This is a genomic window from Flavisolibacter nicotianae (assembly GCF_003628535.1).
GTDB lineage: Bacteria > Bacteroidota > Bacteroidia > Chitinophagales > Chitinophagaceae > Flavisolibacter > Flavisolibacter nicotianae.
This window is the reverse complement of the sequence record NZ_RBCI01000007.1, coordinates 15,120-27,168: the sequence shown is the minus strand read 5'-3', so window position 1 is coordinate 27,168 and position 12,049 is coordinate 15,120. Positions and strand designations below refer to the sequence as shown.

Below are 12,049 nucleotides of genomic sequence, written 5' to 3'. Positions count from 1 at the left end.
TCAACGTATCCTCCTTATCTTCCGGTTAAATTGCTTCTGTCATGAAATTCCGTTTGCTCTTCCTGTTTCTTCTTGGCCAATTCTACTTCACCGGCGTACATGCACAAAAACAGTTTAAAGCCCTGATGGTTACCACCACCCGTGGCTGGCACCACGAAGCCTTGCATACCGCCGTACTGACCCTCCAGCAACTGGGACAACGAAACAATTTTGACGTCGTGCTGCTGGAAGATCCCAATGGCTTTACCGACAAGTACCTATCGCAATTCAGCGTCGTCATTTTTGTGCACACGACAGGCGACATTTTCGACACGGCACAGCAGAAAGTCATGGAGCGCTTCATCCAGTCGGGCAAGGGGTATGTTGGCATCCACAGCGCATCGGATACCGAATACGATTGGGACTGGTATACGAAGCTCGTAGGCCGTATGTTCCACATCCACCCGGCGGTGCAAACGGCAAAGCTGACCGTGAAAGACAACAGCTTTCCCGGCTTGCAGGGATTTGCCGGTGGGCGGCTTTGGACGGACGAATGGTATGAATTCGGACCTGAAAAAACGTCGGGCTTACACTATGTACTTGCAGTTGACGAAACCAGTTACAATCCAAAAGTGCAATGGGGGGAAAAGAAAGGTGAAGGCATGGGTGCGTTGCATCCTGTTGCCTGGTACCACGACTACGATGGCGGACGGGCATTTTACACGGCTCTTGGCCACGTGCCGCAAAACTTCAGCGATCCCGATTTCCAAAATCATTTGCTGGCCGGCATCCGGTGGGCAGCAACAGGCAGGAAGTAAACCCCGTTGCGTTGCAGGCTCGGCCATCTTACCTTCGCGTCATGAAAATCAGACCAGCCGTTCCTGCCGATGTGCCGGCTCTTAACCAACTTGTGAACAGTGCTTACCGCGGCGACAGCTCTCGTGCAGGCTGGACGACAGAAGCCGATCTTCTCGAAGGCATTCGCACCAGCGAACCAGCCCTCGCTGCCATGATCCAAAAAAACAACGCGGTCATACTTGTTTGTGAAGATGACGATCAAATTGAAGCCTGTGTTTACCTGGAGCAAAAAGGCACGGTGCTTTACCTCGGCATGCTAACCGTGCGGCCTCCTTTGCAGGGGAAAGGAATGGGTGCGCTTATGCTGCAGGCAGCAGAAGACAGGGCTCGTGCACTTGACTGTGCTGCAATTCAGATGACCGTCATTACTGAACGAAAAATCCTGATTGACTATTACACACGCAAAGGGTTTGTCGATACCGGCGAACGGCAGCCATTTCCAAATGATCCCGCATTTGGTATTCCCAAAATCCCACTTTCATTTCTCGTCATGGAGAAAAAAATTTAGATTGGAAGTTTTCTCAAAAAAAGTTTGGAGATTTCTTCGTGTGCTAAAAAGTTTTTGCACCAACATATTCAATCCATTGCACACCCGGCAGGGTATTCAGTTGGAGCTGCAATCTTCTTTCCGTGTCCGTTGAACCGGCTAAGCCTTTAGTTTGGAACGTCCTTTGAGCAGTTAAAGGGCAGCACTTACAGCGAATTGACTGGAAACGACCTTTTGAAAATAGATTTCAGAATTGCAAAAACACCAACAAATGAAAAACATTTTACCAGTTGCCCTGTGTATCGTGTGCTACTCCTGTTTTCCCTCCCGTGACATCCAGGCCGAAATGGTAGACGCCACGCTTGTAAAAGTGCAAGAAATCAGCCGCTATCCCGACATCAAACAAAAGATGCTGACCTGGCAAACCAACAAAGCCGTTTCTTTTGTGACCTACGAATCGGTCACGGTCGACATACCTATCGGAACACAGGCGAAGGTACTGTTACAGAAATAGGCAGGTTGCCCAACGGCTCCAATCAAAAAATGATAACTGCAAAAAATGTGGTCCGGCGGGCTTTGTCCTGCTTCAGGCGGTTTGTGTCATGCCCCGGCAGGTCGGCCGGCAAACGAAAAACGGAAACCCTGAACTTGCCTGTATTCTCATGTGAAACGGACCTTTGGTCTCACTGGTCTTCGATCTTTAGAGTTAAAATGATTCGCAGGCAGTTTCCACTGCCTGCTTTCTTTTGGTGGTGCAGGCGAAAAATCCAGGTTGGTTTCGAAAAACGGCGGAGAGACGTCTTTGCATTCAGATTACCGCAAATTGAATTTACTTTGAAGACATGACGAAATCTCCCCTTCCCGAATACTGGCTAAGGGGCCCAGTTGATGGCATCGCTCCGCTATTGCAGCCGGTTGCCCATGCCCTGCTCCAGGCCCGCGATGAAATTTCGGAACTGGTAAAGGACTTCCCCGAGCACCTTCTTTGGGAAAAACCGGCCGGCCTGGCCTCTCCCGGTTTTCACCTCCAACATGTATGCGGCGTAATTGACCGATTGTTTACCTATGCAGACGGCAGGCCGTTGACGCTGGAACAACTGGCGGCGCTGAAAGCCGAAGGCGTACCTGCAGAAGGGTTGACTGTGGAGAAACTAATGTCGGCTTTCCACCAGCAGGTTGACAAGGCAATCGAAAAGCTGAAATCGACTGATGAAGACTCACTGACTTCTGTTAGAGGCGTCGGCCGCTCCCAGTTTCCTTCAACTGTATTGGGCCTGTTATTTCATGCGGCTGAGCACACTATGCGACACACGGGCCAGTTGCTGGTGACAGTATATGTAGTCAAAGCAAAAGGAAAACCAGCATTATAAAACGAAATCAGCAGGCGCCGAACCGGCAAGACTGCGAAGGACAGTGCAGCTGCCGAAGCATTTATCTTATAACACCAATTGTTTTCGATGCAATCTGCCTAACAACCAGCTGCCATTAGGGTTATACACCAAAAGAAGAACCGCATCCACAAGTAGAAGAAGCATTGGGATTGTTGAACGTAAAGCCGCGGTTGTTCAGGCCGTTTTCCCAATCGATCTCCATCCCTGCAAGGTAAAGCTCGTGGGATTTATCCATGATAAAACGGATCCCATCGATTTCATAGGCCGTGTCCTTCTCTCCTTTTTTGTCGAATCCAAGAACATAAGAAAGCCCGGAGCAGCCGCCACCTTTCACGCCAATACGCAATTCATTTGTGTGATCAAAACCCGGTTCATTCATCAGGCGCTTTATTTCAGTCACTGCACCGGTGGTAAACCGCACAGGTGCTTCGAGAGTCGTATTCATCCGCCAAAGGTACGAAGGAGCCGTTGTCATTGTTGAAACCACGCACTCGGCGCATAGGCTTTCACAGTATTTTTGCGCCTCAAGAACAAACAATGGAAGAATCAACGCTTAGTCTACTTCTTGCCGCCGTCGCTCTTGCCGTTGGCATCCTTGCGTTTTTGCGTACCTATCGTGAAAAAGCACCGGCACCCGTACACGACTTCAACAGCATCCCGCTCCGTCTGCAGGCATTCGAGCGGCTCGTGATCCTCTGTGAACGCATTTCGCTACCCAACCTGATCAGCCGTGTTAACCAGCCCGACATGTCGGCCAGGGATATGCAATTCATGCTCATCGAAAACATCAAGCAGGAATTTGAGTACAATGCCTCACAGCAGATTTATGTAAGCCAGACAGCCTGGGATTCAGTCCGCAACCTGCGTGACCAAACCCTTCTGATCATCAACTCCATTTCGAAAACCCTGCCGGCCGATGCGAGGGCACACGATTTGAACAAAGGACTGTTGGAAGCGATCATGAACCAGGAAAATGCAGCGCTGCACACGTATACGCTCAACCTGCTGAACGAAGAAGCCAAGAAAATCATGTGATTGTTTCGGCGGAAAACCCTTTTCTTTTGGTCATATTTTCCGCCAACCTTTCTTTGATTGTCGCCAACCAAATTGAATCTGATTTATGCGCAAAGAAGTAGTCACCGATTCGGGGATTGAAATCAAACCGGTTTACACCCATGCGGACTCGGAGCAGTTTCCACCACCATCCGAGCTCCCGGGAGAAACACCATTCACCCGCGGGATACAGCCCGATATGTACCGGGGTAAACTGTGGACCATGCGCCAGTACGCCGGCTTTTCCACTGCTGAAGAAAGCAACAAGCGCTATCACTACCTTCTTTCCCAGGGGGTGATGGGATTGAGCGTTGCATTTGACCTGCCAACGCAAATCGGTTACGACAGCGACCACCCGCTTGCCGAAGGCGAAGTGGGCAAGGTTGGGGTTGCGATCGACTCTCTCCGCGACATGGAAACGCTTTTCAGCGGAATCAAACTGGAAGATGTTTCAACCTCTATGACCATCAATGCCACGGCGTTTATTCTGCTCGCTTTTTATGTTGCGCTGGCAAAAAAGCAGGGGGCCGACCTGGGAAAAATTACCGGTACAATCCAAAACGATATCCTGAAAGAATATGCTGCGCGGGGAACTTACATTTACCCGCCCAAGCCATCCATGCGAATCATCACCGATATTTTTGACTGGTGCAGCAAGGAAGTTCCCAAGTGGAACACCATTTCGATTTCGGGCTACCATATCCGCGAAGCCGGGAGCACGGCCGTACAGGAAATCGCCTTTACCCTTAGCAACGGCAAAGCTTACGTCAAAGCTGCTCTTGAAAAAGGAATGGATATTGATGTTTTTGGCAAACGTCTCTCCTTTTTTTTCAACGCACACAACAACCTGTTTGAAGAAGTGGCTAAGTTCAGGGCCGCCCGCCGTATGTGGACTGCCATTATGAAAGAACTGGGCGCCACCGATCCCAAAGCCATGATGCTGCGTTTTCATACGCAAACCGGCGGCAGCACATTAACGGCACAGCAGCCACACAACAACATTGCACGGGTAACGGTTCAAACATTGGCCGCGGTTCTGGGTGGCACGCAATCCCTGCACACCAACGGTTACGACGAAGCACTGAGCCTGCCAACCGAAGAAGCGGCACGAACGGCGCTGCGAACGCAACAAATCGTTGCCTTTGAAAGCGGCGCACCGGATACAGCGGATCCGCTTGCCGGTTCATTTTACGTGGAAGCGCTGACAGCCGAAGTGGAAAACAAAGCCTGGGAGCTGATCCATAAAATGGACGCCATGGGCGGCAGTGTCCCTGCGATTGAAAATGGTTTCATGCAGGAAGAAATTGCGCGGAGCGCCTATGCCTACCAGCGCCAAATCGAATCTGGCGACAAAATCATTGTCGGCATGAACAGGTTTTCGGTCAACGAAAGCCAGACGATTCCAATTTTTAAAGTCGACGACAGCATCCGCGAAACCCAGGTTGCCAAACTGGCTACGTTAAAAAGCGAGCGGGATCAAAGCTCCGTAATTGCTGCGCTCCAATCGGTACGCCAGTCGGCGGCAGACGGCACGAATATCATGCCTTCTGTGGTCAACGCGGTGGAACAGCTTTGCACATTGGGAGAAATTGCCGATACCTTGCGCAGCGTGTTTGGCGAACACCGGTGATGTGCTTTGGAAATAACCGTCGGGTGAAAATGCGCAGACAGTTGACAGTTTGCAATTGGCAGTGGAATATTCACTATTGTTGAATGCGGCTCCAGATTATTTGAACCGTCCAAAGAGATTGAAAACAAAAAGCGCCGGTTTTACCTCGGCGCTTTTTGTTTTAAAAACGTACAGCTTACATTTTTGCCTTATTGAGAGCCTGTGCGGAATCAAGGTGCGTCTTCAATACCGGTAAGGTTTTCGCCGCCCACGATTTCAGTTCGGCATCGTTGGCGCTGGTTGATTCTTTTTCAAATTCACCTACATCTTTTTTGTGGTCGCTCAACATCATACCAATGTAGTGATTGTCGAAGGCTTTGCCCTTCATGTTGCGCATGCCGTCAAGGTGCTTTTGCATATCGGCCGGAAGTGCTGTTGGAAGAGTCAAGCCCCGGCTTGAGGCGAAGGTGCTCAATTCGTTATTGGCATTTCCATGATCGTTTACCATCATGGTACCAAATGCTTTCACCCTTTCACTTTGTGCATTTTGCTGGGCAATTTTACCTGCTTCTACTTCCATCATCCCACCCATCGCTGCTTTCATAACAAAGGTCGAGTCGTCCTTGTTAAGAGGTAGCTTAGGGCTTGCTGTTGTGGTTGCCGCAGGAGCGTTGGCATTCATGCTGTCTGCCTTTGTAGCGGTGTTGTCTGTTGACGTCGTGGTTGTGGTCGTTGTGCTTTTGTCAGCATCGTTACCGCCACTGCAAGCAGTAAATCCTACCGTGAGTGCCAAGCCTGCCAATGCAAGAGGAATCTTTTTCATAATAGCGATTTTGGTTAACTCACAATAAATTTTATGCCAGTCGGTCTATGCTGGCAAGGTTGACACTTAAAGTGAAAAGGCGTCGAAATCTTTGTTGAGCGGAATGTTCTTATTCACAGCAAATTGCTGCACGTGGCGAACAAAAGAATAATCCTGTAGATGGTTTTTTATCCGACCAATGTCATCGGCAAAGACGCGGTCCTCTTCCGCAAAGCCAACATAGCGCCGAACAAAATGATGGGCTTCTTCCAAGATGGCACTGCTTTTTAACGGCCGCCTGAATTCAATTGCCTGGCAGGCACAGAGCAGTTCGATTGCGAGAATTGATTCCAAATTGTCAAGTACCTGCAGCAATTTCCGGCCGCTGATACTTCCCATACTGACATGGTCTTCTTGTCCAAGTGAGGTCGGAATGCTGTCGGCACTGCTGGGAAAGCAAAGAGTCTTGTTTTCCGAAACGAGAGCTGCCGTCGTGTATTGGGGAATCATAAAGCCGCTGTTGAGCCCTACCCGCTTCATCAACAGAAGCGGCAGGCCCCACTTCCCCTCCAGCAAAAGATAGCAGCGACGGTCGGAAATATTGCCCACTTCGGATGCGGCGAAGCAGGCATAATCGAGCGGAAGTGCCAGGGGCTGGCCATGAAAATTCCCACCACTAATCGTGTCGTCTTCGCCAAAAACGATCGGGTTATCCGTTACTGCACCTGCCTCAATGGTAGTCAGCTCTTTCAGGTGAAGCCAGGCATTGCGGGAAGCGCCGTGCACTTGCGGCATGCAACGCAAGGAATAGGGATCCTGCACACGACCGCAATCCATGTGGCTTTGCATGATCTCGGAATTTTCCAGCAGATGGCAGAGCCGCTGCGCCACCAGTCGTGCACCAGTGAATGGACGAAGGCGATGGAGTCGTTCATCAAAAGGTGCTTTTGTACCGGTTAGAGCCTCGAGGCTCATGGCACCAATAATATCGGCCGCTTCGAGACAGTAGTGCATCCGCTCAACGGCCTTGATGGCCAAGGCCAGGATAAACTGGGTTCCGTTGATCAGCGCCAGTCCTTCCTTAGGCCCAAGCGATACCGGTTTGGTGCCGGTTTGCTGAAAAAGGCTTGCTGTTGTTTGCCGTTTCCCTTTGTAAAACACCTCGCCAAGACCAATTAGGGGCAGAAACAAATGTGCCAGCGGTGCCAGGTCGCCAGATGCACCCACGCTCCCTTTTTCGGGTACAACAGGAATTGCGTCGACTTCGAGGTGCCAGAGAATCCGTTCCAGCGTTGCCAGTTGAATCCCGGAATAACCCTGCGCCAGTGAGTGCAGTTTGGTGATCAGCATGAGGCGGGCAATTTCTTCGGGCACGGGATTGCCAACGCCAACACTGTGACTTTGTAGGATCTTGTATTGCAATGTCGCCGCGTCCTCTTCGCTGATCTTTGTATTGGCCAGAATGCCAAAGCCGGTGGTAATGCCATAGACCGTCTTGCCGTTATCGACCATATGTTGCACATAACGGCTGCTTTGCTGCACCTTTTGTTTTGTCTCCTCACTCAGCCGGCCGCCAATCGTTTTTTTGGCTAAGGCTATGGCCAGTTCAACGGAGAGAATATCTTGTCCGTAGAAAAATTCTTTCTGCATATCAAAGGCATAAAAATATCTTTTATCTTACAGCAACAAGCACCAATTTAGACACTATGGAAAACCTTATCGCACTTCTTGCCACCAGCCTTGTTCTTCGCGCCGCCAATTCTCGTTTCCGGCGTTATGTTATTTGTCCAGGATGTTCTGCGCTTCTTCATCCCGCAGCAAAGAGACTACATGTTCGCCGGACAAAAGACGGAGACCGGCTACTGTTCAATGAACACAAGATTGGCACTGTCAAATACGGAATGATCTGTGTGCAACTGAACAAAGTTTACAGCCTTGAAAAATCGGAAGAGATTTTGGTGAATTTCATCAACCGGTGCCGGAAACCCCTGCAGATCGAATGCAACCAGTCGATGGAAATCGAACAGGGCGCCGGCCAGCTTTGCCTGACGGACTACTGGCAGGACAAAGACGGTATTGACTGGAAGATTAAAGGCTCCACAAATGGAAAGATCATTTCACTGCTCTATGTCCGTAATATCACAGATACGACGGTTACATCGCACGACGCATTTTTGAACGGATTTAGATTTTCTCCCGTACAATAAATTGAATCCCTGATTCTCTTATCTTTGCGCCGTTCTTTTCGGAGAACGGCCTTTTTATTAAGGTCCAGTAGCTCAGCTGGATAGAGCAACTGCCTTCTAAGCAGTAGGTCTCAGGTTCGAATCCTGACTGGATCACAAAGTATTGACAATTGAAAACCAATTGTTTATATTTGCTCTACTTTCCTTTTACTGTAGCATTTTTTCACAAGAGTTAACACTAACGTTAACACTTTTAAATGCTACATGTATGATACAACTACCCAACGGCTGCAAGTGCAGCGAACTCAAAGTCAATCCCGCCAATTGGGAAACGGCTAAGGCATCTCTGAAAAAGAATTGGTACATCTATTACCGTTTTTATGACCCCACGCTGAAAGAAAAGTACCCGAAAGGAAAGCTCCGCATCATCAAAGGCATGAACGAAGCCAAGACGCTTGAAGAGCGGCGTGCCGTCACCAAAGCGCTCATGGAGCTCGAGCTTAATGAACTGAAGAAGCTGGGCTTTAATCCCATTTTGGAAAAGCACATCGCTCCTTTTGAGCAGAGCCATTCCATTTTCCCGCAAACCCCATTTCTGGAAGCACTCCGGCTTGCCTTTGCTAAAGCTGGTTTTCAGGGTCGTACTCACACTGACATCAAAAGTGTTCTTGGTTATGTGGAAAAAGCATCCATTCAAATAGGTTTGGATTATGTCTCTATTTCTGAAATCAAACCTTCGCACATGCTGCTCCTACTGGAGCAGTGCGGAAAGATCAAAGACCGGTGGACCGCCAATACGTACAATGTGTATATCAAGTATCTCTCTATTCTCTTTGGTCAACTCCTTCAGCACCAAGCCGTGGAGTTCAATCCCGTTCGCGACCTCAAAAAGAAGAAGACCATCAAGAACATTCGTCCGGTTCTTTCACTCGAAGAATGTGCCCGTGTAGATCAGTTCACCAAAGCATATGATGAACGGCTCTGGCGCTTTGTTCATATCTTTTTTCATTCCGGCAGCCGTACGACAGAAATCCTGAAGGTCAAAGGTGAACATGTGGACCTAAAACGGCAAAAAGTCAGATACTTGGTGCTAAAAGGTAAGAATTACGAGTGGGTGGAACGCACCATTAAAGATATTGCCGTTCCCTTTTGGCAAGCGGCCATGGAAGGTTGCTCAAAAGGTGATTATGTATTTAGCAAAGGACTGCAACCCGGTGCTAGTTCCATTCGCGCCGAGCAGATCTCGCGAAGGTGGCGCAAACACATTAAAGGAAAGTTGGGGATTGATTGTGATTTCTATTCATTAAAACACCTGAACACAGACCAAACAGCTGCCCTGCTGGATTTGAAGACTGCATCTGCACACAACAGCCACAAGTCAACAAAAACTACACTCACCTATGCTGTTAATGAGCGAGAACGGGTACACCAAAAGTTGAAAGAGGTGAACAATAGCTTTGCCGATTAACAAGGCGAAGAAAACAACTTTATTTTATAGCAGCACCGGTTCACAACTATGTTAGTGACCCGGTGCTTTTTTGTGTGGCATGCCAGTGGTTTTGCTTTTATAAAACTTCTTTTTATGAAAAAGAGAAAATACGACACGGCTGTGGTGATGCTGTACCTCTTGGGCAAAGAAGCGCTGCTGCCCCACTCCTTTCGCAAACAGATTCCATTTTCCACCATTTCCAGTTGGCGAAAAGTAGATTACACCTCCTACATTGGTCACGAGTACCGCTTTTTGTTTGAAGACCGCTGGGATGTTTTGGTTTTGCAAAAGCAGGTTACGGCCTTAAAGCGGCAGCTATCAGCTATTTTGAAAGCATGGCTGCCTTTTAAACGGGAAATACAGGTGCTTATTCACGACGCCAAAAATGATCGATTATTGCAAAAGAAGATTGTTGCGGCGGTTGATGTTTTATCAAAAGTGCTCAGCCTTAAAACAGCGCTTCGGCTGCTGGGGCTGAATGCGACGCAGTACCGGGAGTGGAAGGTATTATATCATTTACGTTGTGGCTGTTCCCAAACCTCGCTTTGCCTGAGGCGCTTTCCTAATCAACTTAGTCAGGAGGAAGTCCGCAAGATCAAAGCACTGCTGACCTCTTCCAAGTTTCAGCATTGGCCTGTTGTCTCCATTGCCGCCTATGCGCTGCGAAAAGGATTTCTGAAGGCCAGTCTGTTTTCCTGGTACAAGTACTCCCGCTTCTTGCAAATGCCACCACGTGTTGGTAAACGCTGGGGCAACCTGACAGGACTTCAAGCCACCGCTCCCAATGAGTACTGGCATGCAGACAGCACCTACTACGAGCTTTATGGGGCAAAGAAGATTTGCATCACCTTTGTCATGGATAACTATTCCAAAATGATCTTGGGTTTTGCCGTTAACGAGAAGCGTTGCTTTGCTCTCATCAAGGAAGCCTTGACAAACGCTCTGCAAACAGCAGCAAAGCAAACTGAATGCAACAGCAGTTATCTTGTGACGGATGGTGGTGGTGAAAACAAGAGCATTGAGGTGCACAAGTTTCTTACTTCATTAACAGAACACAAACTTGTCCAGAAGATCGCACTGAAAGACATACAGTTCTCCAACTCCCCTGTAGAGTCCATCCACCACATTCTGAAAAGTCGGTACTTACGCAATCAGAAGTTTCGAACACTGGAAGAGTTGACCCAGTTCCTAAACTTGGCCGTGCAGGATTACAATTGCAAGCGCCCGCACTGCCGCCTTCAGCTGAAAACACCTGAGGAAGCGTACTTTGGAATTCCCCTCAGCTTTGATCCAAAACAGCGTATGCTGGACGCGGTGAAACAACGAGTGCAGAAAAACAAGCAAACCGCCTGCAACGCTTGTCATGTAATACAAGCCTACTCCTTCCACCAGCCCACTCTTTCAACTTCCACGACAAAAAATAGCACCTACGATCAATCGTAGGTCGAAGCACTCGATCCCGCCCGTATAAACGTGGGACCCTGAGTTCGAGTCCCAGCGGGATCACAGAGTAAGTCTCAAAATCAGTCAATCCCTTGCACGGTTGTTGAAAGGGGGTCGTTCCCCGAGGGAACATATTGCATACCAACGAGCTTTTTTGTTCGCGGGGGTACGCCTTCCGTCGGAGACGTAATGTTATTGGGATACCAATGCAAAAGTGTGATAAGGGCAACGCCTTTATGCTTCAGTACCCTGATGTGTTCTATGTATTGTTCAACGGGCAAGTCCCTGCCCAAATGATGGCCCCCTTCCAGCGCATGAATAAAAATGGTTTTCTTTTGTGCCAAACCTTCTTCCAACTCCTGGTAATTATGGGCAACCATGGCTGCATTCGAAGTTGTATTACTTTTGACGTTCTCTTCAAAATTGTCGATCATCTTCAGCGTTTGCTCAAACGATTTTGTTTTATCCTCAAGTTTTCGGATATATCGGTTAGCTAATTTTCGCAAGCCGGGAATACTTCTGATTAATCTTATCCTTTTCCAATCGTTTTTGATTTTGTACTCGGGAAGATAGTGCGCTGCCAACCCAACATACACATTGCCATCCCGCATGGCCTTCACGGTCATCAGAATATCCGTATAATTTTGAGATTTGCGAGGCGGCGTCGTATAGTTGTGATAAATTGACCAATCGAACAAATAACGCTTGAGAGTTGGGTGGCAATGAGCATCAATGATTGTTGGCATAATTTG

Annotated in this window: 13 protein-coding genes and 1 tRNA gene; 10 read left to right on the top strand and 4 right to left on the bottom strand. The window is 48.7% G+C overall.

The window, feature by feature from the left end; genetic code table 11:
• Positions 1-41: 41 nt before the first annotated feature.
• The 4 genes from D6024_RS17535 to D6024_RS17520 all read left to right on the top strand — a co-directional run bounded on the left by D6024_RS17535 (position 42) and on the right by D6024_RS17520 (position 2,694).
• Positions 42-797, top strand: coding sequence for a ThuA domain-containing protein (locus tag D6024_RS17535; RefSeq protein WP_121356060.1), 756 nt, complete (start codon positions 42-44; stop codon positions 795-797).
• A gap of 41 nt (positions 798-838) precedes the next feature.
• Positions 839-1,345, top strand: coding sequence for a GNAT family N-acetyltransferase (locus D6024_RS17530; protein ID WP_121356214.1), 507 nt, complete (start codon positions 839-841; stop codon positions 1,343-1,345).
• 250 nt (positions 1,346-1,595) lie between these two features.
• Entirely contained in the window at positions 1,596-1,838 is a 243-nt protein-coding gene (locus tag D6024_RS17525) for a hypothetical protein (RefSeq protein ID WP_121356059.1), read from the top strand.
• A gap of 328 nt (positions 1,839-2,166) precedes the next feature.
• Complete coding sequence (locus tag D6024_RS17520; RefSeq protein ID WP_121356058.1) at positions 2,167-2,694, top strand: DinB family protein; 528 nt, start codon at positions 2,167-2,169, stop codon at positions 2,692-2,694.
• 121 nt (positions 2,695-2,815) lie between these two features.
• Here the strand turns inward: D6024_RS17520 and D6024_RS17515 are convergent, their stop codons facing one another.
• Positions 2,816-3,160 carry a HesB/IscA family protein gene (locus D6024_RS17515; protein WP_121356057.1) on the bottom strand — a complete coding sequence of 115 codons (345 nt, stop codon included), beginning with the start codon at positions 3,158-3,160 and terminating at the stop codon, positions 2,816-2,818.
• 92 nt (positions 3,161-3,252) lie between these two features.
• Between D6024_RS17515 and D6024_RS17510 the strand changes: the two genes are divergently transcribed.
• Both D6024_RS17510 and D6024_RS17505 read left to right on the top strand, forming a co-directional pair.
• The gene (locus D6024_RS17510) at positions 3,253-3,750 is read left to right on the top strand and encodes a DUF7935 family protein (RefSeq protein WP_121356056.1); all 498 of its coding nucleotides are present in this window, start codon (positions 3,253-3,255) and stop codon (positions 3,748-3,750) included.
• 85 nt (positions 3,751-3,835) lie between these two features.
• Positions 3,836-5,398: an acyl-CoA mutase large subunit family protein gene (locus D6024_RS17505; protein ID WP_121356055.1), complete on the top strand. Its 1,563-nt coding sequence runs from the start codon at positions 3,836-3,838 to the stop codon at positions 5,396-5,398.
• A gap of 175 nt (positions 5,399-5,573) precedes the next feature.
• Here D6024_RS17505 and D6024_RS17500 read toward each other — a convergent pair whose 3' ends face one another.
• Entirely contained in the window at positions 5,574-6,200 is a 627-nt protein-coding gene (locus tag D6024_RS17500) for a DUF4142 domain-containing protein (RefSeq protein ID WP_121356054.1), read from the bottom strand.
• A 66-nt stretch (positions 6,201-6,266) separates the two neighbouring features.
• Positions 6,267-7,829, bottom strand: coding sequence for a histidine ammonia-lyase (gene hutH, locus D6024_RS17495; RefSeq protein WP_121356053.1), 1,563 nt, complete (start codon positions 7,827-7,829; stop codon positions 6,267-6,269).
• Positions 7,830-7,885: 56 nt separating this feature from the next.
• Here hutH and D6024_RS26805 point away from each other — a divergent pair, with 56 nt between their 5' ends.
• The 4 genes from D6024_RS26805 to D6024_RS17475 all read left to right on the top strand — a co-directional run bounded on the left by D6024_RS26805 (position 7,886) and on the right by D6024_RS17475 (position 11,297).
• Positions 7,886-8,386, top strand: coding sequence for a hypothetical protein (locus D6024_RS26805; protein ID WP_162944849.1), 501 nt, complete (start codon positions 7,886-7,888; stop codon positions 8,384-8,386).
• Between the two features lie 61 nt (positions 8,387-8,447).
• A tRNA-Arg gene (locus D6024_RS17485) sits at positions 8,448-8,521 on the top strand.
• 280 nt (positions 8,522-8,801) lie between these two features.
• The gene (locus D6024_RS17480; RefSeq protein WP_162944848.1) at positions 8,802-9,833 is read left to right on the top strand and encodes a tyrosine-type recombinase/integrase; all 1,032 of its coding nucleotides are present in this window, start codon (positions 8,802-8,804) and stop codon (positions 9,831-9,833) included.
• 114 nt (positions 9,834-9,947) lie between these two features.
• The gene (locus tag D6024_RS17475; RefSeq protein WP_162944847.1) at positions 9,948-11,297 is read left to right on the top strand and encodes a DDE-type integrase/transposase/recombinase; all 1,350 of its coding nucleotides are present in this window, start codon (positions 9,948-9,950) and stop codon (positions 11,295-11,297) included.
• Between the two features lie 80 nt (positions 11,298-11,377).
• On the opposite strand, the gene D6024_RS17470 is transcribed toward D6024_RS17475, so the two are convergent.
• Positions 11,378-12,043 carry a membrane dipeptidase gene (locus D6024_RS17470; protein WP_121356049.1) on the bottom strand — a complete coding sequence of 222 codons (666 nt, stop codon included), beginning with the start codon at positions 12,041-12,043 and terminating at the stop codon, positions 11,378-11,380.
• Positions 12,044-12,049: the final 6 nt, after the last annotated feature.

Coding starts and splice junctions, on each gene's coding strand:
- D6024_RS17515 (WP_121356057.1), bottom strand. CDS start 3,160: ATGAATACGACTCTCGAAGCACCTGTGCGGTTTACCACCGGTGCAGTG.
- D6024_RS17535 (WP_121356060.1), top strand. CDS start 42: ATGAAATTCCGTTTGCTCTTCCTGTTTCTTCTTGGCCAATTCTACTTC.
- D6024_RS26805 (WP_162944849.1), top strand. CDS start 7,886: ATGGAAAACCTTATCGCACTTCTTGCCACCAGCCTTGTTCTTCGCGCC.
- hutH (WP_121356053.1), bottom strand. CDS start 7,829: ATGCAGAAAGAATTTTTCTACGGACAAGATATTCTCTCCGTTGAACTG.
- D6024_RS17520 (WP_121356058.1), top strand. CDS start 2,167: ATGACGAAATCTCCCCTTCCCGAATACTGGCTAAGGGGCCCAGTTGAT.
- D6024_RS17500 (WP_121356054.1), bottom strand. CDS start 6,200: ATGAAAAAGATTCCTCTTGCATTGGCAGGCTTGGCACTCACGGTAGGA.
- D6024_RS17475 (WP_162944847.1), top strand. CDS start 9,948: ATGAAAAAGAGAAAATACGACACGGCTGTGGTGATGCTGTACCTCTTG.
- D6024_RS17470 (WP_121356049.1), bottom strand. CDS start 12,043: ATGCCAACAATCATTGATGCTCATTGCCACCCAACTCTCAAGCGTTAT.
- D6024_RS17525 (WP_121356059.1), top strand. CDS start 1,596: ATGAAAAACATTTTACCAGTTGCCCTGTGTATCGTGTGCTACTCCTGT.
- D6024_RS17480 (WP_162944848.1), top strand. CDS start 8,802: ATGAACGAAGCCAAGACGCTTGAAGAGCGGCGTGCCGTCACCAAAGCG.
- D6024_RS17510 (WP_121356056.1), top strand. CDS start 3,253: ATGGAAGAATCAACGCTTAGTCTACTTCTTGCCGCCGTCGCTCTTGCC.
- D6024_RS17530 (WP_121356214.1), top strand. CDS start 839: ATGAAAATCAGACCAGCCGTTCCTGCCGATGTGCCGGCTCTTAACCAA.
- D6024_RS17505 (WP_121356055.1), top strand. CDS start 3,836: ATGCGCAAAGAAGTAGTCACCGATTCGGGGATTGAAATCAAACCGGTT.